The 22845-nt window shown below is 72.7% G+C and carries 23 protein-coding genes; 11 read left to right on the top strand and 12 right to left on the bottom strand.

The genetic code is table 11. From position 1 onward, the window contains the following. Positions 1-22 precede the first annotated feature (22 nt). Complete coding sequence (locus ACFY0P_RS06480; RefSeq protein WP_388907998.1) at positions 23-1024, top strand: 2Fe-2S iron-sulfur cluster-binding protein; 1002 nt, start codon at positions 23-25, stop codon at positions 1022-1024. Here ACFY0P_RS06480 and ACFY0P_RS06475 read toward each other — a convergent pair. The 10 genes from ACFY0P_RS06475 to mftA form a co-directional block, all read right to left on the bottom strand. Beyond that, on the bottom strand, positions 1001-2056 hold the full coding sequence (locus ACFY0P_RS06475) for a CaiB/BaiF CoA transferase family protein (protein WP_388907997.1): 1056 nt from the start codon (positions 2054-2056) through the stop codon (positions 1001-1003). The genes ACFY0P_RS06480 and ACFY0P_RS06475 overlap by 24 nt on opposite strands. Beyond that, on the bottom strand, positions 2053-3009 hold the full coding sequence (locus ACFY0P_RS06470) for a TIGR03564 family F420-dependent LLM class oxidoreductase (protein WP_388907995.1): 957 nt from the start codon (positions 3007-3009) through the stop codon (positions 2053-2055). The genes ACFY0P_RS06475 and ACFY0P_RS06470 overlap by 4 nt, the downstream gene beginning before the upstream one ends. A gap of 46 nt (positions 3010-3055) precedes the next feature. Further along, the gene (locus ACFY0P_RS06465) at positions 3056-3448 is read right to left on the bottom strand and encodes a cobalamin B12-binding domain-containing protein (protein WP_388907993.1); all 393 of its coding nucleotides are present in this window, start codon (positions 3446-3448) and stop codon (positions 3056-3058) included. A 22-nt stretch (positions 3449-3470) separates the two neighbouring features. Next, positions 3471-5051, bottom strand: coding sequence for a methylmalonyl-CoA mutase family protein (locus tag ACFY0P_RS06460; RefSeq protein ID WP_388907991.1), 1581 nt, complete (start codon positions 5049-5051; stop codon positions 3471-3473). Between the two features lie 281 nt (positions 5052-5332). Next, on the bottom strand, positions 5333-6718 hold the full coding sequence (gene mftF, locus ACFY0P_RS06455; protein WP_388907989.1) for a mycofactocin biosynthesis glycosyltransferase MftF: 1386 nt from the start codon (positions 6716-6718) through the stop codon (positions 5333-5335). Positions 6719-6749: 31 nt separating this feature from the next. Then, positions 6750-7481, bottom strand: a complete 732-nt coding sequence (gene mftE / locus ACFY0P_RS06450; RefSeq protein WP_388907987.1) for a mycofactocin biosynthesis peptidyl-dipeptidase MftE — start codon at positions 7479-7481, stop codon at positions 6750-6752. A 2-nt stretch (positions 7482-7483) separates the two neighbouring features. Beyond that, positions 7484-8737, bottom strand: coding sequence for a pre-mycofactocin synthase MftD (mftD, locus tag ACFY0P_RS06445; RefSeq protein ID WP_388907985.1), 1254 nt, complete (start codon positions 8735-8737; stop codon positions 7484-7486). Further along, entirely contained in the window at positions 8730-9968 is a 1239-nt protein-coding gene (gene mftC / locus ACFY0P_RS06440) for a mycofactocin radical SAM maturase (protein WP_388907983.1), read from the bottom strand. The genes mftD and mftC overlap by 8 nt, the downstream gene beginning before the upstream one ends. Then, positions 9965-10240, bottom strand: a complete 276-nt coding sequence (gene mftB / locus ACFY0P_RS06435) for a mycofactocin biosynthesis chaperone MftB (protein WP_388907981.1) — start codon at positions 10238-10240, stop codon at positions 9965-9967. The genes mftC and mftB overlap by 4 nt, the downstream gene beginning before the upstream one ends. Positions 10241-10250: 10 nt before the next feature. After that, positions 10251-10388: a mycofactocin precursor MftA gene (gene mftA, locus ACFY0P_RS06430; RefSeq protein WP_388907979.1), complete on the bottom strand. Its 138-nt coding sequence runs from the start codon at positions 10386-10388 to the stop codon at positions 10251-10253. A 172-nt stretch (positions 10389-10560) separates the two neighbouring features. On the opposite strand from mftA, the gene mftG reads away from it, so the two are divergent. Then, positions 10561-12105: a mycofactocin system GMC family oxidoreductase MftG gene (gene mftG, locus ACFY0P_RS06425; RefSeq protein ID WP_388907977.1), complete on the top strand. Its 1545-nt coding sequence runs from the start codon at positions 10561-10563 to the stop codon at positions 12103-12105. Positions 12106-12128: 23 nt separating this feature from the next. On the opposite strand, the gene mftR is transcribed toward mftG, so the two are convergent. Next, positions 12129-12758, bottom strand: coding sequence for a mycofactocin system transcriptional regulator (gene mftR / locus ACFY0P_RS06420; protein WP_388907975.1), 630 nt, complete (start codon positions 12756-12758; stop codon positions 12129-12131). Between the two features lie 705 nt (positions 12759-13463). Next, positions 13464-14912 carry an aldehyde dehydrogenase gene (locus ACFY0P_RS06415; RefSeq protein WP_388907973.1) on the bottom strand — a complete coding sequence of 483 codons (1449 nt, stop codon included), beginning with the start codon at positions 14910-14912 and terminating at the stop codon, positions 13464-13466. Positions 14913-15100: 188 nt separating this feature from the next. On the opposite strand from ACFY0P_RS06415, the gene ACFY0P_RS06410 reads away from it, so the two are divergent. The 9 genes from ACFY0P_RS06410 (at position 15101) to ACFY0P_RS06370 (ending at position 22838) form a co-directional block, all read left to right on the top strand. Then, positions 15101-15589: a TetR/AcrR family transcriptional regulator gene (locus tag ACFY0P_RS06410; RefSeq protein WP_388908837.1), complete on the top strand. Its 489-nt coding sequence runs from the start codon at positions 15101-15103 to the stop codon at positions 15587-15589. 69 nt (positions 15590-15658) lie between these two features. Beyond that, the gene (locus tag ACFY0P_RS06405; protein WP_388907971.1) at positions 15659-16480 is read left to right on the top strand and encodes a maleylpyruvate isomerase family mycothiol-dependent enzyme; all 822 of its coding nucleotides are present in this window, start codon (positions 15659-15661) and stop codon (positions 16478-16480) included. Between the two features lie 284 nt (positions 16481-16764). Next, positions 16765-18273, top strand: a complete 1509-nt coding sequence (locus ACFY0P_RS06400; protein ID WP_388907969.1) for a hypothetical protein — start codon at positions 16765-16767, stop codon at positions 18271-18273. Between the two features lie 3 nt (positions 18274-18276). Beyond that, a complete protein-coding gene (locus ACFY0P_RS06395; RefSeq protein ID WP_388907967.1) occupies positions 18277-19368 on the top strand; it encodes a hydrogenase expression protein HypE in 1092 nt (363 codons plus the stop codon). Positions 19369-19434: 66 nt separating this feature from the next. After that, a complete protein-coding gene (locus ACFY0P_RS06390; protein WP_388907964.1) occupies positions 19435-21225 on the top strand; it encodes a nickel-dependent hydrogenase large subunit in 1791 nt (596 codons plus the stop codon). Beyond that, positions 21218-21763 (top strand): NifU family protein, encoded by a 546-nt coding sequence (locus tag ACFY0P_RS06385; RefSeq protein WP_388907961.1) that lies wholly within the window; start codon positions 21218-21220, stop codon positions 21761-21763. The genes ACFY0P_RS06390 and ACFY0P_RS06385 overlap by 8 nt, the downstream gene beginning before the upstream one ends. Next, positions 21760-22368 (top strand): DUF5947 family protein, encoded by a 609-nt coding sequence (locus ACFY0P_RS06380; RefSeq protein WP_388907959.1) that lies wholly within the window; start codon positions 21760-21762, stop codon positions 22366-22368. The genes ACFY0P_RS06385 and ACFY0P_RS06380 overlap by 4 nt, the downstream gene beginning before the upstream one ends. Positions 22369-22411: 43 nt before the next feature. Beyond that, on the top strand, positions 22412-22618 hold the full coding sequence (locus tag ACFY0P_RS06375; RefSeq protein WP_093506980.1) for a hypothetical protein: 207 nt from the start codon (positions 22412-22414) through the stop codon (positions 22616-22618). Between the two features lie 25 nt (positions 22619-22643). Next, entirely contained in the window at positions 22644-22838 is a 195-nt protein-coding gene (locus tag ACFY0P_RS06370; protein WP_388907957.1) for a hypothetical protein, read from the top strand. Positions 22839-22845 lie beyond the last annotated feature (7 nt).

Below are 22845 nucleotides of genomic sequence, written 5' to 3'. Positions count from 1 at the left end.
CCAGAGCCAGAGGAGGGCGTCCATGGCGAGCCCCGCACTGTTCCGGCGCGCGACCGTCGTCAAGATCGTTCAGGAGACCGCCGACGCCCGGACCTTCGTGCTGGACCCGCAGGACGGCCCGTTCTCGTACCAGGCCGGGCAGTTCTGCGTCTTCCGGGTCCGGGTCGACGGCCGGGACCTGCTGCGTTCGTACTCGATGTCGAGCGCTCCGGAGTCCGACGCCGAGCTGACGACGACGGTCAAGCGCGTCCCGGACGGCAAGGTCTCCAACTGGCTGATCGACCGGGTCGAGGAGGGCGACGAACTCGAACTGACCCTGCCCCGCGGCCGGTTCTGCCTGCGCCCGGCGGCGACGCCGCTGCTCGGTTTCAGCGGGGGCAGCGGCATCACCCCGATCCTGTCCCTGACCAAGAGCGCCCTCGCCGGTACCGACCGGAGCGTCCGGCTGCTCTGTGCCGACCGCGACCGCGACGCGGCGATCTTCCGCTCGGCGCTGGAGGACCTGACCGCGCGGTATCCCGGCCGGCTGACGGTCGTACGGCACCTCGACGCCGACCGCGGGTTCCTCGACCCGGCCGCGGTACGGGAGTTCGTCGGGCCGGACGGTGCCGCCGACGCGTACGTGTGCGGTCCTGAGCCCTTCATGGCGCTCGTGGAGTCGGCGCTGCCCGGGCCCGGGCGCGTCTTCGGTGAGCGGTTCGGCGGCGCCGCGCCGGCGCCCGTGGCGGACGGGGCCGCTCCCGCCGAGGACACCGGTACCGTCACGATCCAGCTCGGCACCAGGCGCGTGTCGGTGCGCAAGCACCCGAACGAGACCCTGCTGCAGACCGCCCGCCGGGCCGGCCTGACCCCGCCGTCCTCCTGTGAGGCGGGCAACTGCGCGACCTGCATGGCCAGGCTGACGGAGGGCAGCGCGACGATGCGGGTGAACGACGTGCTCACCGAGGAGGAGGTCGCCGAGGGCTACGTCCTCACCTGCCAGGGCGTTCCGGACGAGGGGTCAGTCACCGTCCACTACGAGTGAGCCGTGCTCGCCGAGCCGGGGCGGCGGCCGGAACTCCGGCTCGTATCCGGCGATCCGGACCGGGCTGCCGACCAGCCGGTAGCCGCCCGCCCGGACGATCATCTCCGGGGCGGCGTCCAGGGCCTCGGGCAGGGTGCGCACGGCCGCCGCCGGGATGCCGAGCGGCCGCAGCCGCGCTTCCCAGCCCTTGGCGGTGTCGGCGGCCAGGGCGCGGGTGACGGCGGCGAGGACCTCGTCGCGGCGGGCGGCCCGCTCGGCCATCGTCGGGAAGCCGTCGATCCCGGCTTCGGCGGCGAAACTCCGCCAGAAGCCGTCGTGGGTGACGAACAGCGCCAAGTGCCCTTCCCGGGTGGGGAAGAGCTGGGCCGGCACGTAGTAGGAGTGCGCGCCGCCCGGCATGCGGCGCGGCTCGACGCCGTCGTTGAGGTAGGCGGAGGCACGGTAGTTGAGCTGGGCGAGCATCACGTCCCGCAGCGCCACGTCGACCTGGCCGCCGCGCCCGGAGACGATCTGGGCGAGCAGGCCCAACGCCGCTGTGAGGGCGGCGGAGTTGTCGACGGACGAGTACCCGGGCAGGGTCGGCGGCCCGTCCGGGTCGCCGGTCAGCGCGGCCACACCGGTCGCGGCCTGGATGACGTAGTCGAAGGCCGGGTCGTCCCCGCCGTCCAGGCCGTAGCCGGTGACGGCGACACACACGATCCGTTCGTTGTGGCGGCGCAGGCCGTCGTACGTCAGACCCAGGCGCCGTATCACCGACGGCTTGAGGTTGACCAGCAGCGCGTGCGCGTCGGCGGCCAGCTCGCCCAGTCCCAGGCGCCCTTGCTCGGTCGTGAGGTCGAGGCAGATGCTGCGCTTGTTGCGGTTGATGCTGGCGAAGTAGGCGTCGCCCACCTGCCGGGAGAGGTCGCCGCCGGGCGGCTCGATCTTGGTCACCTCGGCGCCGAGATCGGCGAGGAGCATCGTGGCGAAGGGGCCCGCGAGGATGTGGCCGACCTCCAGGACGCGGATGCCGGCGAGGGGGCCGGGGCTCACCGGAAATCCGCCGCCAGGCCGGCGATCATCTCCCGGGTGCGGCGCTTGGAGGCGACCAGTTCCTCGCGGCCGTCGCCGATGGGCAGCAGCCGTACGGACAGATCGCTGACCCCCGCGTCGGCGAACCGCTTGAACCGGGCCGCGATCGCCGCCTCGTCGCCCGCCGCGCACAGGTCGCCGACGTCCTCGGCGTCGCCGTACCCGAGCAGCCGCTGGTAGTTCGGCGAGATCTCGGCCTCGCCGAGGATGCGGTTCGCGCGTTCCCGGGCCGCGTCGATCTCGGAGGGCCGGCACAGGCACACCGGGATGCCGGCGACGACGCGCGGCGCGGCGCGCCCGGCGGCCTCGGCGGCCTTGGTGATCCGGGGGACGACGTGGTCGGCGACGGCGCGTTCGTCGGCCATCCACAGCACGGTCCCGTCGGCGCGCTCGCCGGCGAGGGCCAGCATGACGGGGCCGAGGGCGGCCAGCAGGACCGGCAGCGGGGCGACCGGGGCCAGGTCGAGCGGATTGTGCACGGTGTAGGTGGCGTTCTCGACGTCGACGGGGCCGGGGCCGCTGCGGGCCGCGTCCAGGACGTCCAGGTAGTCACGGGTGAGACCGGCCGGGCGCTCGTAGGGCAGGCCGAGCATGCCCTGGACGATCCAGTGGTGCGAGGGGCCCACGCCGAGGGCGAGCCGTCCGCCGGTCGCCGCCTGCGCGGACAGCGCCTGACGGGCCAGCGCGACGGGGTGCTGGGCCTGCAGCGGTACGACGGCGGTGCCCAGCTCGATCCGGGAGGTGCGCGCGCCCATCAGCGCCACGGCGGTCAACGCGTCGAAGTCCGAGGGGACCTGAGGCACCCAGGCGGTGTCCAGCCCGGCGCTCTCGGCCCACTCCACGTCCGCGATCATGCGCGAGACCTTCCGCGCGGAGTCGCCCCGCTCGGGCCCGATCATGACACCGATCCGCACGTTCCCTCCAGATGGCTCGGGTTCGGGGCTCCGCGCACGCGGAGGGTCAGGAGGACGACGTGAGCGCGCGCACCTCGGCGACCACGACGTCCAGGGGGGTGCCGGTGGGGAACACCCCCGCCGCGCCCGCGGCCTTCAGGCGCGGGACGTCGGCCGGCGGGATGGTGCCGCCGACGACGACGGTGACGTCACCGGCGTCGGCGGCCCGCAGTCCCTCGACGGTCCGTGCGGTCAGCGCCAGGTGGGCGCCGGACAGCATGCTCAGGCCGACCATCGCCACGTCCTCCTGGACGGCGGTGGCAACGATGTCGTCGACGCGCTGCCGGATGCCGGTGAAGACGACCTCGAAGCCGGCGTCGCGCAGCGCCCGCGCCACGATCTTGGCGCCCCGGTCGTGGCCGTCCAGGCCGGGCTTGGCGATGAGAATGCGAGTCGCCATCAGTGCATCACCGGATTCCCCATCAGAACACCACCGGTTGCCGGAACTCGCCCCACACGTCCTTCAGCGCAGTGACCATCTCGCCGACCGTGCAGTAGGCGTTGGCGCAGTCGATCAGGGGACCCATCAGGTTGTCGGTGCCCTCGGCGCCCCGTGACAGGGCGGCGAGCCGGGCGCGGACGTCGGCGGGGTCCCGCTCGGCCTTGACGCGGGCGAGCCGCTTCAGCTGGGTCTCGCGGCCCCGCGCGTCGAGTGCGTAGGTGGCGATGTCGGGGGCTGGCTCGTGCTCGTCGACGTACCGGTTGACGCCGATCACCGGCCGCTCACCGCCCTCGACCTCCTGGTGGGTCCGGTAGGCCTCGTCCGCGATGAGCCCCTGCAGATAGCCGTCCTCGATCGCCCGGACCATGCCGCCGTGGGCCTCCAGGTCGGCCATGATCCCGACGATCCGCTCCTCCGTCGCGTCCGTGAGCGCCTCCACGAAGTACGAGCCGCCGAGCGGGTCGGCGACGCGGGCGACGCCGGTCTCGTGGGCGAGGATCTGCTGGGTGCGCAGGGCGAGGGTGGCCGACTCCTCGCTGGGCAGGGCGAACGGCTCGTCCCAGGCGGCGGTGAACATCGACTGGACGCCGCCGAGCACCGACGCCAGGGCCTCGTAGGCGACCCGGACGGTGTTGTTGCGGGCCTGCGGGGGGTACAGCGAGGCGCCGCCGGCCACGCAGCCGAAGCGGAACATGGCCGCCTTGTCGGCCGCGGCGCCGTACCGCTCCCGCACGATGGTCGCCCAGCGCCTGCGTCCGGCACGGTACTTGGCGATCTCCTCGAAGAAATCGCCGTGCGTGTAGAAGAAGAAGGAGACCTGCGGGGCGAACCGGTCGATCGTCATCCGGCCGCGCTCCAGCACGGTGTCGCAGTAGGTCACCCCGTCGGCGAGCGTGAAGGCCATCTCCTGGACGGCGTTGGCGCCCGCGTCGCGAAAGTGCGCGCCGGCCACCGAGATCGCGTTGAACCTCGGCACCTCGGCCGCGCAGAACTCGATCGTGTCGGCGATGAGCCTGAGGGACGGCTCGGGCGGCCAGATCCAGGTGCCGCGGGAGGCGTACTCCTTGAGAATGTCGTTCTGGATGGTGCCGGTGAGCTTGGCCCGGGGCACTCCCCCGCGCTCGGCGGCGGCCACGTAGAGGGCGAGGAGGATCGCCGCCGTCCCGTTGACGGTGAAGCTGGTGCTGATGCGGTCCAGCGGGATGCCCTCGAAGAGCACCTCTGCGTCGGCCAGCGTGTCGACGGCCACGCCGACCCGGCCGACCTCCTCGCTCACCTCGGGGTCGTCGGAGTCGTAACCGCACTGGGTGGGCAGGTCGAGCGCCACGGACAGGCCGGTGCCGCCCTGCTCCAGCAGATACCGGTAACGCCGGTTCGACTCCTCGGCGGTGCCGAATCCCGAGTACTGCCTGAGTGTCCACAGCCGCCCCCGGTACCCGGAGGCGTAGTTGCCGCGGGTGAACGGGAACGTGCCCGGCGCGGGGGGCTCGGCAGCCCGGTCCGCCGGTCCGTAGACCGGCTTCAGCGGGATGCCGGACGAGGTCTGCACGAAGTCATTCATCGTTCGGATACCGTACTTGCAGAAAATGAGAATGCCAATACCGTACGCGAGAATGACTACAGCACCAGCGCAGGACGCTCGCGGAGCAGCGCCCCGGAGGGGGCACGGGGAACTGCTCGGCCAGCCCCCATGCGCCCGCAGGCCGCGCGTCCCCCGGAACCACCCCCACGGAGCGCTGCCCGGCTCCACGCGCGGCGTGGCGCCGGCGGCGGGATGTCCCGGTGTCGGGGCAGGGGACGGGCGGCGGTAGGGCGATTTCCGCTGACCGGGACTGGGCCGTCTCAGCGGGTGATGCGGGGCCGCAGCGCGGTGCCGGAACGCGCCCGGAGGGCGGCGAACCAGACGCCGGACCCGTAGGCGAGGTCGTCGAGGCGGCGGGCGAGGCCGTAGCGGAGCGGGTCGAGGGTGGCTTGATCCCGACGGTATTCGAGGGCGATGTCGGCCAGGGCGGCGACCGCGGTGGCGCGGCGGATGCGGCCGGAGAGCACGCAGCCGACGGCCGTCAGCGGCCACCAGTGGCGGGTCAGCAGCGCGGCGGTCTGCGAGAGGGTGGCGAGGGTTCCGTTGCCGGTGAGCCGCACGGCCAGCCGGTAGGGGTGCTCGGTGCCGTCGAGTTTGCGGGCGATGCGCACGGTGACGATCCCGAGGACGGCCGCGGCGGCCGGTGCCGACCAGCGCCGTCCGGCGAGCAGCGCGGCGGCCAGCGCCGTGCTCCACGGGGCGAACACGACGGGTGCGACGGACTCGGGGTGCCGTTCGGCGAGGGGTTGCGCGCCGGTGCCGTAGACGGCCTTGCGCAGCAGCCAGTCCGCGAGCCGTGCCCGGTGCTCGTGGGCCGCCCGGACGGCGGGTTCGTACCGCACCCGGCGCCCCGCCGCCACCAGCCGCCAGCACAGGTCGACGTCCTCCCCGACCCGCATGCCCGCGTCGAAGCCCTCCCCCAGCGCGTCGGTCCGGGCCACCACGCACGCGGAGGAGGCCCAGGAGACGGGGGTGCCGGGCCGTACCGGCGCCGGATGCGCGCCGAGGTCGAGCGAGGACCGCGAGTTCTCGTACCGCTCGACCCAGGTCGTGGCCGGGGCGGACAGTCCGGTGATGCGGGGTACGGCCATCGCGACCCGGGGGTCGGCGAAGTGCCGGAGCAGGGTGGGGACCGTGTCGGGGTCCAGCACGATGTCGGAGTCGGCGAAGACCACGTACGGCGTGGTGACCAGGCGCAGTCCGGCGTTGCGCGCCCCGGCGGGCCCGAGGTTGGCCGCGAGGGCGACCAGCCGGGCACCGTGCTGTGCCGCCACGGCGGCCACGGCGGCCGGCTGCCGGGACGCGTCGTCGACCACGATCACCGGGCGGCCGGGACCGATGCTCCGCAGCAGGCGGTCGAGTTGGCGCGGGCGGTCGCGGACCGGCACGACGACCGTGTACCGGGGGTCCGCCGGCGCCGGCAGCGAGCCGACGACGGGATGTGCCATGCCCGTCTCCAGCAAGCGGTCCGCGAACAGCGCGCCCGCCGCGTCCCGTACGACCAGTACCCGCCCGGTGAACAGCCGCCGCGCCCGCGGGGTCAGCTTGAGCAGCCGGGTCGGAAACCCGCCGAGCAGCGCCCGGCCACCGTCGACCACCCGGGTGTGCCGGTCGAACTCGACGACGAAGCCGAGGGGAAGCGTCATCGGCGGGCACCTTTCGCAGCGGTGGACGACGTCAACGGTCGGTGAGACGGCCCCGGTCGTCGGGGCTCCAGGCGGTGATGCGGCGGACCGTGGCGGAGACCAGCGCGGCCATGGCCCGGCCGCCCTCCTCGGCCGTGGCGCCGGCCGGGTCGCCGAGGACGCCGGAGGCGGAGACCGCGCGGACGCCTCGGGCCATCAGTTCCGGCAGGAGAACGGGCAGGGGGCGGGTGTCGCCGGCGACGGCGGCGTCGAGTCGGACGCGTTCGGGTGCCAGGTGCAGGAGCAGGGCGGTCTCCGTACGGCCGGCGTGCGGGTCGCCGCCCGGGACCTCGCAGGCGGTCCAGACGGCGTCGTGGCCCTCGACGCGCAGCTGGGCGAGGGCACCGTCGAGCGTGGCCGCGTTGCCGCCGTGGCCGTTGACGAACACGATCCGGCCCGCCCACAGGGACAGCGAGCGGGTCAGTTCCACGACGACCGCGCGCAGCGCCTCGTGCCCGATCGAGACGGTCCCGGGGAAGCCGGCGTGTTCGCCGCTCGCGCCGTAGGCCAGAGCGGGGGCCACCAGCGGCGGACCGTGCGGTCCGTCGGCGAGGGCGACGGCCGTGCGCCGGGCGACGGCGCGGGCGACGACGGTGTCGGTGTCGAGCGGCAGATGCGGACCGTGCTGCTCGGTGGACCCGACCGGGACCAGGACGAGCGCCCCGGAGGGCAGGTCAGGCCAGACGGCGTCGGCCAGGACGGGCGGCATGGAGTCCGTGGACATGGTCAGGCGGCCGTGGACTCGGCGTCGGCGGCCGTGGACCGAGGGCCGGTGTCGGTCGCCGCGAGCGTCGAGGTCACGTCCGTGCCGCCCAGGGTCAGCCGGAAGCCGGGCGGTATCGCCAGGTCGTCGGGGGCCAGTTCGTGCACGGAGGCGTGGCCGAGGCCGAGCACGGCCGAGTCCAGTCCGCCGCGCATGATGTCCAGCACGTTCTCGACACCGGCCTGCCCGTTCGCGGCGAGGCCCCACAGATAGGCGCGGCCGATCAGGACGGCGCGGGCGCCGAGTGCGAGTGCCTTCGCCACGTCGCCGCCGCGCCGGATCCCGCCGTCCAGCAGGACCTCGACCTGGTCGCCGACGGCTTCCGCGATGGCGGGGAGCAGCCGGATGGTGGCCGGGGTGGTGTCCAGGTTGTTGCCGCCGTGGTTGGACACGGACAGCGCCGAGACGCCCACGTCGACCGCCCGTCTGGCGTCGTCCACGCGACAGACGCCCTTGAGGAGGAAGGGGCCGCCCCACTTCTGACGCAGCCATGCGAGGTCCTCCCAGGAGGGTGGCGGGGTCCGCATCCATTCGCCGTAGGCGCCGAAGAAGGTGGGGGCCGCGCCGCCGGGGGCGGTCAGGTTGGGGACGGTGAGGTCGGGGACGCGGCCCGACCTGGCGTACCGCCACAGCCATCCGGGCCGGGGCAGGACGTCGGGGGCGAACCGCAGCATGGTCCTGAGGTCGAGTTTGTCCGGGATGGCGGGGCTGCCCCAGTCGCGGCCGTGCGAGAACGACCAGTCGAGGGTGACGATGAGCGCCTTGGCGCCGGCGGCCCTGGCCCGGTCCATGCGCTGCACCATGGTGTCGCGGGTGCCGCTCCAGTACAGCTGGAAGAAGAGGTCGGGCTGTGCCTCGGCCACCTCCTCCACGGGCTTGCTCGCGAACGAGCTGAGCCCCATGATCACACCCCGGTTGGCGGCGGCCCGGGCCACGGCCACCTCCCCGTCCGGGTCGACGGCCTGCACTCCGGTCGGTGAGATGAGCACGGGCAGCTCGGTGGGCACGCCGAGAACCGTCGTGGACAGGTCGCGCTCCGCGTGGTGGCCGACGACGCGCGGCGCGAAGCCGAGTTCGGCGAAGGCCTCCGTGTTGGCGTCGATCGTGCGGCCGCGCTCCGAGCCCGCGACGAGCGCGCCGTAGACCGAGCCGGGCAGCCGCCGTTTCGCCCGGCGGCGGGCCTCGGCGACCGACTCGAACCAGGGGTTCCTAGGCATGTGTTCCGCCTTTTCCGGTGGGTGTCGGATCCAGCCCGGCCAGAGGACTCTCTGCGCACTCGGTCACCGGTGGGCGACGGGTGAGGACCAGGTCCACGGGGCGCCGCGAGTGGTCGCCGGACGGTTTGGGCAGCCGAGCCGTGTCACGCCGGGCGAGCCGTTCCGCGCCGTACCCCTGGACGCACTCGGGGTCCGGTCCGTCCAGCGGGAGCCCGGTGAAGAACTTCGCCGCCATGCAGCCGCCCTTGCAGGTGTCGTAGAACCCGCAGGAGGCGCAGGCGCCGCCCTGCTGGGGTGTCCGCAGCCGCCGGAACAGCTCCGAGTCACGCCACACGCCGCGAAAGCCGCCGGGCTCGCGGACGTTGCCGGCCAGGAACTCGTCGTGGATGGCGAACGGGCAGGCGTAGACGTCGCCGACCGGGTCGATCAGGCAGACGACGCGGCCGGCTCCGCACAGGTTGAGGCCCGGCAGTGCCTGGCCGTAGGCGGAGAGGTGGAAGAAGGAGTCGCCGGTCAGCACGTTCTCGCCGTGTGCCAGCAGCCAGTCGTACAGCTCGCGTTGCTGTGCGGCGGTCGGGTGGAGGTCGTCCCAGACGTCGGCGCCGCGTCCGGAGGGGCGCAGCCGGGTCAGGCGCAGCTGGGCGCCGTAACGGTCGGCGAGCGCCTTGAAGGCGTCCAGTTGCGGGATGTTGTGCCGGGTGCAGACCACGGAGATCTTGAAGTTCTTCATACCGGCGGCGGCGAGGTGTTCCAGTGCCCGGACGGCCGTGGCGTACGAGCCGGGGCCGCGCACCGCGTCGTTGACGTCCGCGGTCGCGCCGTCGAGCGAGATCTGGACGTCCACGTAGTCGTTGCGGGCGAGGCGCTCGGCGGCTTCGGGGGTGATCCGGACACCGTTGGTGGAGAACTTCACGCCCACGTGATGGGCGGTGGCGTAGTCCAGGAGTTCCCAGAAGTCGTGGCGGACCGTGGGCTCGCCGCCGCCGATGTTGACGTAGAAGACCTGCATGGCCTCCAGTTCGTCGATCACCGCCTTGGCCTCCGCGGTGCTCAGCTCACGCGGGTCGCGGCGGCCGGAGCTGGACAGGCAGTGGGCGCAGGCGAGGTTGCAGGCGTAGGTGAGTTCCCAGGTGAGGCAGATCGGTGCGTCGAGCCCGAGCTCGAACAGGTCGACCAGCCGGGACGAGGACGGGGACGTGGGCGTGGGCACGGACGTGGGCGTGGCGGTCATGAGGTCCTCCCGACGACCATCGACGACTGCACGAGTGCGGCGAGGGCCCGGCCGTAGCGGGGCAGTTCGTCCTCCGCGAGGCCCGCGGCCAGGCAGGCGGCACGGGCTGTGGGCGCCTCCGCGAGGGCCTGGACGACGGCCAGCAGCCGCCGGTCCTTGAGGAACGACAGCTTGCGGGTGCCGAAGTGGTACAGCAGCCCACCGAAGGGTTCCGGCCGCACCGAGACCTGCGGATGCAGGTCCCAGGCGCGGTCCAGGTCCATGGCGGTCATGGGGCGGCGCCTAGTAGACGCCGCACATGCCGTCGATGGAGACCTCCTCGATCAGTTCGTCGGCCTCGATCAGCGATTCCTCGTCCGGAGTGCCCTCGTCCGGGATCTCGGTGGCCGGGACGGGCGGGGTGGCGTGCGGTCCGTTCATGTGACTCTCCCTGGGCAGCGCTCCCATCGGACAGTCGGAGAATAATGACACCGGGTGCCGAAAGTGAAGACGCCCGACGGCACGGAGCTTCGAAGGGGACGCAGATGTCGGTCAGCGCGCCGTACCGGTACTTGACGCCGTGTCACTCCTGCTCGACACGGAGCGCGTGCGGATGAGACGTCCCGATGTCGTGGTCGTCGGGGCCGGCGGCAGCGGTGCCGTGCTCGCGGCGCGGCTCAGCGAGGATCCCGGCCGTACGGTGCTGCTGCTGGAGGCCGGCCCGGTACCGTCTCATCCGGCGGCGTTCGCACCGGAGTTGCTGGACGCCCGGCTCGTGCCCGGCGCGCAGCCCGGACACCCCGCCGTCCAGCCCTACGCGGTCCACCTCACTCCTCGGCGCCCGTACACGGTCGTACGGGGACGCGTCCTCGGCGGCTCGACGACCGTCAACGGCGGGTACTTCGTCCGGGCCCGGCGGGAGGACTTCGACCGCTGGTCGGCGGCGGCCGGACCGGTCTGGTCCTACGACCGGGTACTGCCGTTCCTCCGTGCGCTGGAGACCGACCTCGACCAGGGCGGCAGCGGGCTGCACGGCGATCGAGGGCATGTGCGCGTCCGGCGCACCGGGCTCGGCCATCCCGCCGCCGTGGCGTTCCGGGCGGCGGCCCGACGGCTGGGCTTCCCGGCGGAGCCGGACAAGAACGCCCAGGACGCGCCGGGTTTCGGCCCGGTGCCGTGCAACGTCGTGGACGGGGTGCGTCTCAACACGGGCATCGGCTGCCTGTCGGCCGCGTCCGGACGCCCCAACCTCCTTGTGCGGGGGGACAGTACGGTCGTCAGGGTCGTCGTCGAGCGCGGTCGCGCGACCGGCGTGCTGGTCGAGCGGGACGGACACCGCGACACGGTGTACGGCGGTGAAGTGGTGCTCTGCGCCGGGGCGTTGCGCTCCCCGCACCTGCTGCACCTGTCGGGCATCGGGCCGCGCCGCCTCCTGGAGTCACTCGGCATTCCCGTGGTCAGGGACGCGCCGGCCGTCGGAGGGCGGTTCGGCGACCATCCGCAGCTGGTGCTGGAGTGGGTACCCCGGCGGCCGCTGCCGGAGCCCGTCGGTTCCTGGCTCGGCGGCGCGCTGCACCTCTCCTCGTCGGACGGGGCGCACCGGGGCGACCTGGAGATCCTGCAGTCCCTCGTCCCGCCTCCCGGCCTCACCGGCGGCAGGGCGTCCGTGCCCGGCGCCCCGCTCGCGTTCCTCGTCTCCGTCCAGACCCCGCGACTGACGGGCCGGATGCGCACCCGCTCCGCCGACCCCGCGACGCCCCCGGGCTTCGACTACGGCTACCTGTCGACGGCGGCGGACCGGCGCCGGATGCGCGAAGTGGTCCGTGTCACCGCCGAGTTGGTCGCCACGACCGACTTCGCGGAGGTCTCCGCGGGGCTCGTGGCGCCGGTGGCCGAGGTACTGGGCGACGACCGCCTGCTCGACGAGTGGATCCTCGGGCACCTCGGCACGTCCCACCACACCTGCGGCACGGTTCCGATGGGCCCCGCCGAGGATCCCCGGGCCGCCGTCGACGCCTACGGCAGGGTGCACGGGGTCGCCGGTCTGCGCGTCGCGGACACGTCCATCCTGCCGACGCCGCCGCTCAGGGGCCCGGCTGCCACCGCCGTCCTCATCGGCGAGGTCGTCGCCGACGCGGTGCGGCGGGGCCTGACCTGACCGAGGCCCCGCGGCGGAGCCGGCTACCCGGGCAGGTCCCGGTATCCGTCCGCGAGTTGCCGCACGGCCAGATCCAGCAGTTCGCCCAGGTCGGCGTCTTCGTCGGTCAGCCACTGCTCGTACGCGGTGACGCACGCGGCCAGGGTGGTGCTGCCGACCAGTTGGGGCAGCAGGTCGGTCGCGGGCCGGCCCAGTCGCCGGGCGGCGAACCCGGTGACGAGGGACCGCCACGACTCGTACCGCACGGCCGAGTCCGCCTGGAGCGTCGGCACGCGCAGGATGAGGGTCATCCGCTGCCGGTGCCAGGGCACCTCCGCCGGGTCGAACCGGTTGAACGCGACGACCGCGTGGCGCAGCGCGTCCATCATCGGCAGCTCCGGGTCGGCCGCCGCCAGCAGGGCTTCGAGCCTGGTCAGCTGTTCCTCGAAGTCACCCCAGACGAGGTCGTTCTTGGAGGCGAAGTAGCGGAAGAAGGTGCGCCGGCCGATGCCCGCCGCAGCGGCGATGTCGTCGACCGTGGTGTCGTCGAAGCCGCGCTCGGCGAACAGCTCGAAGCCCAGCCGTTCGAGCGCGGCCCGTGAGGTCACGCGCGGCCGGCCCGCCAGCCGGGCGGGTCCCGCGCAGACCGCCGTGTCGCCCTGTGGCGGCTCCATCCGCGATCCCTTCCCTCGGCACGACGGCTGACGACGGCGAGCGACCGTGCGACCCGCGCCGTCTCCCGTCATCCTCGCACCGCTCGTGAGGCGCGGGCCGCCCGGTCCTCACATCAGCCGGGCGGCCTGCGGCCGGGGAGGCCGGTACAACTCCGGCGACGCGAACCGAAGAGCCCTCCGGAGCCGCCCCCGGCGGGGCCGAGCGCCGTCGCGTCGACGAGTTTCTGGCATGGAGGACTGCTCGGCCTCCTCCCGCCTGCCCTGCGGGGTGTCGATGATGCCCGGGCCGAGCGAGCGCACGCTGGCCCCGTCGGGGCCGAGCCGCACCGCCTCCTTGCTCGCACCAGTGGCTGGTCTTCAGCGGAATTCGTCCCGTCACAGCAGCCCGTCCACCGAAAACGGCCACCCCGACGCGCTCACTCGGTCCACCCCACCCTGCAAGGCGAACGATCACCGATGGACATAGGACGCATAGGCGGCAACTCCCACCACGGCAAGTGCGCACAGGGGCCGCACCCACGCCTCCACGCCGGTCGCCGGGCGAGAGGTCGGCGCTTGCCGGGCTCTTCCCTCCTGGTCACCGCCCTCCCCGCCCCAGCGCACAGCCACGGCACACTCGGGCGGGAAATCCCGGGAAATGCAGGGCCCTCGCGGGAACCACCGACGAGACGTCGAAAGGTTCGCCCAGGTCAACAGCGGTCCTGGTCAGGCCCCGGATGCCGTCAGGGTGACGGTCTTGTACTCGACGTACTGGGCGAGCCCCACCGCGCCGTACTCGCGGCCGATGCCGCTCGCCTTGTGGCCGCCGAACGGGCCGTCGAAGGAGATGGGGGCACCGTTGACGGTGACCGTGCCGGTGCGCAGTCGGCGGGCCACCTCGAGGGCGTGGGTCTCGTCGGCGGACCACACGCCGCCCGAGAGACCGTACTCGGAGTCGTTGGCGATCCGCACCGCGTGGTCCTCGTCGTCGTAGGGGATGACCACGAGGACCGGGCCGAAGATCTCCTCCTGGGCGATCCGCAGGGAGTTGTCGACGTCGGCGAACACGGTCGGGGTGACGTAGTTGCCGCTCTCCAGCCCCGGCGGGACCTGGGGGCCGCCGGTGACGAGCCGGGCGCCCTCCTTGATGCCGAGTTCGATGTAGTCGCGCACGCGCTGCTGCTGGTCCCGGCGGACCATCGGGCCGATGAAGGTGTCGGGGTCGGCCGGGTCGCCGACCTTGAGCGACTCCACGAGGTCCTTGAGGGCGGTGACGACCTCTTCGTACCGGCTGCGCGGCGCGAGGACACGGGTCTGCGCGATGCAGGACTCGCCGTTGTTGAGGAGAGAGGCGAACTTCAGTCCCGGCACCGCGCGGTCGAGATCCGCGTCGGGCAGGATGATCGCGGCGGACTTGCCGCCCAGCTCCAGGCTGACCCGCTTCAACTGCTCGCCCGCGATGGCGGCGATCCTGCGGCCGGCCCGGGTCGAGCCGGTGAACGCGATCTTGTCGACGTCGGGGTGCGAGACGAGGTACTCGCTGGTCTCCCGGTCGGCGGGGAGCACGCTGATCACGCCCTCCGGCAGCCCGGTCCGCTCCAGCAGCTCGGCGAGCAGCCCCATGCTCAGGGAGTTCTCCGGAGACACCTTCAGGACGACGGTGTTGCCGGCCAGCAGTGCGGGGATGATCTTCGCCATGGCCGCCGAGAACGGGGAGTTCCAGGGGATGACGGCGGCCACGACGCCGATGGGCTCGCGGCGCACCACCGTCCGGACCGCCGGGGCGGATGCCGGCGTCTCCTCCCAGCCGAAGCCCTCCGCCGCCCTGAGGTAGGCCTCGGCCTGCCGGGTGAGCCCCGGCTGGCCGGCCCTGGTGAACCAGCGGGCGGAGCCGTTCTCGGCAGAGACGAGGTCGGCGATCTTCTCGGCGTCGGCCTCCCGCAGGGCGTTCAGGCGCCTTATGGCGGCGATGCGCTCCGCCGGTTCCGCACGCGGCCAGGGGCCCTCGTCGAAGGCGGCCCGGGCGGCGGCCACGGCGCGGTCGACATCGGCGGGCCGGGCCTGGGCGGCACGGCCGATGATCGCCTGGTCGTGCGGCGAGCGGATGTCGAGGAGTTCCGGGTCGCTCGGCGCCGTCCACGAGCCCGCGAGGTAGAGACGGTCGTAAGTGATCATGTGCCCTCTCCGAGGGGTGTTGAAGAGACGGGTTCTTTTATCTGTCACTTCAATGTAGCACTTACTGGGATGTGAGCCTCACCCTCGTGACAGAAGGTGTGGCAGGTTCCACACCTGCGGCTATGCTCTGGCGGGTGAGAGCCGACGCAGCACGCAATCTGGAAGCCGTTCTGACCACCGGGGCCCGTATGCTCGCCGTCGATCCGGGCGCGAGCATCGCCGCGATCGCCGCCGAGGCCGGTGTCGACCGGCGTACCGTCTACCGGCGGTTCGCGTCCCGCGAGGAGCTGCTGGCGGCCATCTACGAGGCTCGGTACGACGCGGTCGAGCGGGCCGTCGAGCACGCCAGGCTGCGGGAGGCGCCGGTCGCCGTGGCACTGCACCGGTACGTCGAGGAGATCATCGACGTCAATCGCAAGTGGCCCGTGGAACTCACCCGGCTGAAGGCCGACGACACGATCCGGGCGCGGCGCGACGCCCTGGTCCAGGAGGTGGACGGCTTCCTGCGGCGGGCCACCGAGGAGGGGCTGCTGCGTGACGACCTGCCGCCCGCCTGGGCCGGTTCACTGCTGCCGCAGCTCATGCATCTGGCGTCGCAGCAGTTGCCCGAGCTCAGCGCGGCCCAGGCCGCCGACACGGTCGTCGACACCTTTCTGCGGGGGCTCGGGGCGCAGTGATCGCCGCGGGGGTTGTGGCGGCCCCGTGCGTCTGATTGGGTACCGCGCGACAGAACAGGGGGGACCGGCGTGGATCAGGCGGCACGGCAGGACGTCCGCGGGGCACTGCCCGCAGGGCTCGGGCAGGCGATACGGCAGACCGCCGCAGACATCACGGCCGTACTCGACGGCGTCGCCGACACGAGCGGAGCCGTACCGGGATCGCGGTGGACGGTCGGCGAGGCGGCGGCCCATCTGGCGCTGGCCAACGAGCTGATGGCCGACCTCGCCCAGGGCCGGGAACGCCCGTACGGGGACGGCACGCCGCAGAGCCTTGCGGCGGCCAACGCCGAGTCGCTGACCCTGTTCGGGGAGCGCCGGGCGGCGCCGCTCGCGGCGATGATCACCGAGCAGGCGGAGCGCTGTGCCGACGCGCTGGCCGCGGCGGCGGACGGTCCGGCGCCGGTCACCCCGCTCGGGCCGATGGACCGGTCCGTTCTCGCCTCCTACCTGCTCACCCACATGCTGGGCCACGGCTACGATCTCGCCCGTGCGGCGCGCCGCCCGCACATGATCGACGCCGAACGCGTCGCATGGTGCCTGCCGTTCCTGCTCTCGGTGATGCCGGCCGTGGCGGACGGCACGGCCACCGCCGGTCTGACCGCTCGCTACACGATCCGGCTGCGCGGCGGCGGCGCCTTCGGCGTCACCCTCACCGAGGGTTCCGTCCAGGTGGCACCGGAACCGCCGGACCGCCCGGACTGCACGATCCTCATCGACCCGGTCGCCTTCCTGCTCATCGCCCTCGGCCGCCGCAACCCGTGGCTCGCCATGGCCCGCGGCCAGGTTTTCGCCTTCGGACGCAAGCCCTGGCTCGGACCCCGCTTCCCCGCCCTCTTCGTCGCCCCCTGACACCGCGCCCGGCCGCCACCGCCCTGATCTCGCGTCAGCCTGCCCGGCCCGACGCCCGTACGGGACGCGATCGCGACCCAGGCCGGCGACAGCGTCTTCTCGGTCCGCTTCCCGGTCCGCCCACACCGTCCCGGTGCGCCCGGGCCGCCTCCGCCGGCTGATCCCGCTCACTCCCGGGCACCCCCCGTCCGGCCCAACCCCGCTCGCCCAGAAGAGGCGAGCGGGCGTGACCGGTGTGACCGTGGTGGAAGGTATGGGCGCGCGCACGGATCCGAGGAGGCTGCATGGCCGAGGGACTGGTCGACGGCAGAGCGCCCCGCACTGCCCTGGTGGACGGCTCCGGCCGCCCCGCGCCGACCTTCGAACAGATGAGTGCCGTTGCCGACGCCGTGCTCTACGAGGGCTACCTCCTCTACCCCTATCGGCGGTCCTCGCCGAAGAATCGTGCCCGCTGGCAGTTCGGGGTCCTCTTCCCCCGGGACTGGGCGGAGGCCGACGGGCCGGTCAGGCCGGGTGTGTCGGGTTCGGCGGACTCCTGGTACCAGCAGACGGAGTGCCTGCTGCGAGTGCGCAGGCCGGACGCGGTCCTACGGCTGCGGGTGCGGTATCTGCAGCTTCAGCACAAACAGGTCGAGGATGCCGACGGGCGGCCGGTCGAGTCGCTGAGCTGCGGCGACGGGACCGTACAGCTGACCTTCGAGGAGGCGGTGGCCCGCGAGGCCGAGTTCACGGTCGCGCCGGACGGGGCCGAACACGGGTTTCCGGTGGGCTCGCCTGCCGGTACCGACACCGAGGAGCTGCCCTCCGGTGCCGGGCGGATCGTACGTCGCCGGGCGGAGGTGCGGGCGAGTACCGTCCTCGTGGCCGAGCAGCTCGGCGGGGACCTCTTCCGGCTCCGGGTGCGCACCACGAACGAAGGACACCTGGGAGATCCGCACGCCCCGCGCGACCGGGCCCTGCGGCACGCGCTCATCGCCACCCACACCCTCCTCGGCGTCGAGGGCGCGGAGTTCGTCTCCCTGATCGACCCCGGCCGGGACCTCCAGGAGGCCGCCCGCAGCTGCCGCAACGACTTCACCTTCCCGGTGCTCGGCGGCGCTCCCCCCGCCACCGCCCCCGAGGACGGCTCGGTCTCCGCCCTGCTGCTCTCCTCGCCGATCATCCTCCCCGACCATCCGCAGGTGGCGCCGGAGAGCCCCGGTGACCTGCACGACGCCGGTGAGATCGACGAGATCCTCACCCTGCGCACCATGCTGCTGACGGACGAGGAGAAGCGGGAGGCCCGGGCCACCGACCCGCGGGCCGCCGAGATCCTCGACCGCGTCGACACCATGCCGCCGGAGGTCTTCGAGCGGCTGCACGGCGCCATCCGCTCGCTCAGCCCGACCGGCGAAGCCGGCGTCGACGCGAACCCCCGCGCCGAGCGCCCCGCCTGGTGGCAGGAGGGCGGCGACGACGGGCTGTCGCCGGCCACCGACACGGTCCACGTCGACGGCGTGCGGGTCGGCGGCGGCAGCGCGGTCCGGCTGCGCCCGCGCGGCAGAGGCGCCGACGCCCAGGACATGTTCCTGGCCGGCCGGACCGCGACCGTGGCCGCCGTCTTCCACGACGTGGACGGCAGCACCCATCTCGCCGTCACCGTGGACGACGACCCGGCAGCCGAACTGCACGGCTGGTACGGCCGTTTCCACTACTTCCGGCCCGACGAAGTCGAGCCGCTCGGGGGCACCGACGTCCCGGCCCCAGCGGCGGCTGCCGAGCCGTCCCCGGGACCCACTCCATCGGAGGCCTAGCGTATGAGCACCAGCAAGAACGGCACCACCGCCGTCGCCGGCGAAGCCGGCCGCGCCGGCGAACACCAGGGGTTCGACGAGATCACCATCCTCTGGATCTCCGAGGGCATGAGCTGCGACGGCGACACCGTCTCGGTGACGGCCGCCGACCAGCCCTCCATCGAGGACCTGGTCCTGGGCCTGATTCCGGGGATGCCGAAGGTCAACCTGGTCAACAAGGTGCTCTCGCCGAGCCTGGGCGGCGAGGACTTCCTCGCTCCGTACCGGGCGGCCGCGCGGGGCGAGCTGGAGCCGTTCATCCTCGTCATCGAGGGCTCCGTCCCGAACCAGAACATCATCGAGGGCGACGGCTACTGGACGTCCTTCGGCAACGACCCGGAGACCGGGCAGCCGCAGACCCTCAACGACTGGATCGACGAACTGGCGCCCCGGGCCTGGGCGGTGGTGGCCGTCGGCACCTGCGCCACCTTCGGCGGCATCCACGCGATGGCCGGCAACCCCACCGGTGCCATGGGCCTCGCGGACTACCTCGGCTGGGACTTCAAGTCCCAGGGCGGGCTGCCGGTGGTGAACATCCCGGGCTGCCCGGTGCAACCGGAGAACTTCATGGAGACCCTGGTCTGGGTGCTCTACCACGCCGCCGGCACCGCTCCCCCGCCGCCGCTGGACCACATGCTGCGCCCGCAGTGGCTGTTCGGCCGCACCGTCCACGAGGGCTGCGACCGCGCCGCCTACTACGAGCAGGCGACCTTCGCGGCGGACTACAACTCGCCCAAGTGCCTGGTCAAGACGGGCTGCTGGGGTCCGGTCGTGAACTGCAACGTGCCCAAGCGGGGCTGGATGGCCGGCATCGGCGGCTGCCCCAACGTCGGCGGTATCTGCATCGGCTGCACCATGCCGGGCTTCCCGGACGCGTTCATGCCGTTCATGGACGAGCCGCCCGGCGGCACCCTCTCCTCGCTCGCGATCAAGCCGTACGGGGCGGTCATCCGCCGGCTGCGCGGCTTCACCAACGAGCTGGTCAACCACGAGCCGAAGTGGCGCCACAACAAGCGCAAGCTCACCAGCGGCTACGCCCCGCGCTGGCGCCCCTGACGCGCCCCGGCACACCTCACCCCCACCGACCGAGTCCCCTCCCCCACAGCAAAGGGCAGCGAGCCGATGACAACAGAGGCCCGGCAGAAAGGGCGCAAGCCCGCGCAGATCGTGGACATGTCCTGGGATCCGATCACCCGGATCATCGGAAACCTGGGCATCTACACGAAGATCGACTTCGCCAACCGGGAGGTGGTGGAGTGCCACAGCACGTCCTCCCTCTTCCGCGGCTACTCCGTCTTCATGAAGGGGAAGGACCCGCGCGACGCCGGGTTCATCACCTCCCGCATCTGCGGTATCTGCGGCGACAACCACACGACGTGCTCCGACTACGCCCAGCAGATGGCGTACGGCGTGAAGCCGCCGCCGCTGGCCGAGCACATCGTCAACCTCGGCGAGGCGGCCGAGTACATGTTCGACCACACGATCTTCCAGGACAACCTGGTCTTCGTGGACTTCTGCGAGCAGATGGTCAAGGCCACCAACCCGAGCGTCCTGGCCCGCGCGCAGAAGACCAACGCGCCGCGCGGTGGCATCCACGGCTACCGGACGATCGCGGACATCATGAAGGCCTTCAACCCCTTCGAGGGCGAGGTCTACAAGGAGGCCCTGAAGGTCTCCCGGACGACCCGCGAGATGTTCTGCCTGATGGAGGGCCGGCACGTCCACCCCTCCACGCTCTATCCGGGCGGTGTCGGCACCATGCCGTCGCCGACCGCGTTCACCGACTACCTCAGCCGGCTGATGCACGTCATCGACTTCGTGAAGAAGGCCGTCGCCATGAACGACGACGTCTTCGACTTCTTCTACGAGGCGCTGCCCGGCTACGAGGAGGTCGGCAAGCGCCGTATCCTGCTCGGCTGCTGGGGCGCCTGGCAGGACCCGAAGGTCGTCGACTACAAGTACGAGAACATGAACCGCTGGGGCAAGGCCATGTACGTCACCCCGGGCATCGTGGTCGACGGCGAGCTGGTGACCAACAACCTGGTCGACATCAACCTGGGCCTCAGGATCATGCTGGGCAGCTCGTTCTACGAGGACTGGGTGAACGAGGACCCGTTCGTCACCCACGACCCGCTCGGCAACCCCGTCGACATGCGCCACCCGTGGAACCAGACGACCCTCCCGGTGCCGCAGAAGCGGGACTTCGAGGGCAACTACAGCTGGGTGATGAGCCCCCGCTGGTACGACCAGCGCACCGGCGACCACCTCGCCCTGGACACCGGCGGCGGCCCGCTGGCCCGGCTCTGGTCGACCGCGCTGAACGGCATCGTCGACACGCCGTACATCAAGGCCACCGGCACCAGCGTGCGGATCTCGCTGCCCAAGGGTGCGAGCCTGCCGGAGACGACGCTGGAGTGGAAGATCCCGAAGTGGTCCAACACCCTCGAACGCGACCGCGCCCGGCCCTACTTCGTCGCCTACGCGGCCGCCATGGCCCTGCAGTTCCTGGACGAGGCGATGGGCCTGGTCCGGTCCGGCGACACCAAGGTGTTCGAGGACTTCGAGGTGCCGGACGAGGCGATCGGCTGCGGCTTCCACGAGGCCGTGCGCGGGGTCCTCTCGCACCACCTGGTGATCAAGGACAAGAAGATCGCCAACTACCACCCGTACCCGCCGACCCCGTGGAACGCCAGCCCGCGTGACAAGTTCGGCACCCCGGGCCCGTACGAGGACGCCGTCATGGGCCAGCCGATCTTCGAGGAGAACGGCCCGGACGACTTCAAGGGTGTCGACATCATGCGCACGGTCCGCAGCTTCGACCCCTGTCTGCCGTGCGGTGTCCACATGTACACGGGCAAGGGCAAGACGCTGAGCGTCACGCACTCGCCGGTGTACGGGGCGAACCATGGCTGACGGACGGCTCGACGGCCCGGCGGTCGAGTCCCGGCTGGCCCGGCTCGACGGGCTGCTGGAGAGCCTGGAGTCCGCTCCGGGGCCGACCGGCGGCTCGGCCGTCGAGGCGGTACGGCTGCTGACCGAGGTCTACGGCGAGGCGCTCGCCCGGGTCCTCGACCACGCGGACGCGCCGCTGGCCGAGCGGCTCGCCGACGACGAGCTGCTCGACCACCTCATGGTCCTGCACGACATCCACCCGGACGCGCCCGAGCGCCGGGCCGCCCGGGCGGTCGAGCGGCTGCGCCCCGCCGTGCGGGAACGCGGCGGTGACGTCGAGTGGGCCGGTGTGGAGGGCGAGGTGGGCCGGGTGCGGCTGGCCACGGGCGGCGGTTGCGGCTCGGGGTGCGGCGGAGGTACCACGGAGGTGACCGACGCCGTCCGCGAGGCGGTGCTCGCCGCGGCTCCCGAGCTGGCCGACGTGCAGCCGGTGCCCGAGGCCCCGGCGCCCGCCTTCGTCCCCCTGGACTCCCTGCGCCGGCCACAGGAGGCCCGGTGACCGCCGAAGGAGCCCTGGCCCGCCTCATCCGTTCCTCGGCCGACCGGCAGCCGGCGGCCGGGGCGGAGGTGTGCGACCTGTGCGCCGAGCCGCTGGCCGGAGACCATCCGCATCTGTACGACACCGGGCAGGCCGAGGTCCGCTGCGCCTGCCGCGCCTGCTCGGTGCTGTTCGCCGACACCCGGCAGGGCACCGGCGACGGCGACGGCCGGTTCCGGCTGATCCCCACCCGCCGGGTCCGCCTCCCGAAGGTCGACACCGCGGCTCTCGGGGTCCCGGTCGGCCTGGTCTTCTTCGTGCCGCGCGCGGACGGCTCGGTCACCGCGGAGGGTCCGAGCCCGGCGGGGGCCATGCGCTGGGAGGTGGAGGCGGCGGCCTGGCAGCGGGCGGTCGCCGGCTGCCCGCCGCTGGCCGGCATGACCCCCGATGTCGAGGCACTGCTGGTCAACACGGTGCACGGCCTCGACCACCACTGGATCGTCCCGGTCGACGACTGCTTCCGCATGCTCGCCGTCGTCCGCCGGGAGTGGCGCGGCCTGTCCGGCGGTGGCCGGATGTGGCCGGCCGTGGAGCGTTTCTTCGAGGAGCTCACCGAGCGGCCTTGAGCCGAGCGGCCTCGAGGAACGGCAACACAGGAAGGAGCACCCCATGGGCAGCATCCGAGTCGGCCGCGCCCAGGCCCGGCCCGACACACCGTCCCACGTGCCCGGCATGCACCAGGGCAACCGGGGCCCGTACACGAAGCAGACAGGACACCACCCGGACGGCACCGCCGACGCGCGGCGCTCGACCAACATCCACTGGAAGCGGCACGACGTGCTGCTGGACGTGATGCCGAACATCCCGCCCGGATGACCCAGAGCGACAGGGAGTCCCCCGCATGAACCGAATGGACCACATGAAGATGCAACGCAAGAGAACAGGTACGGCGGCCCAGCGCGTGCTGACCGCCGAGGTCGCCGTGGTGGGCGCGCTGCTGCTGGCGCTGTTCGTCACCGAGATCCCCAGCATGATGCGCGAGATGAGGATCTGGCGGATCGCCGGCGGGCTGCGCGCCGGTCACCGGTATCCGTGAGCCGGTC

The organism is Streptomyces sp. NPDC001714 (genome assembly GCF_042892755.1).
Taxonomy (GTDB): domain Bacteria; phylum Actinomycetota; class Actinomycetes; order Streptomycetales; family Streptomycetaceae; genus Streptomyces.
This window is presented reverse-complemented; position numbering and strand designations above follow the sequence as displayed.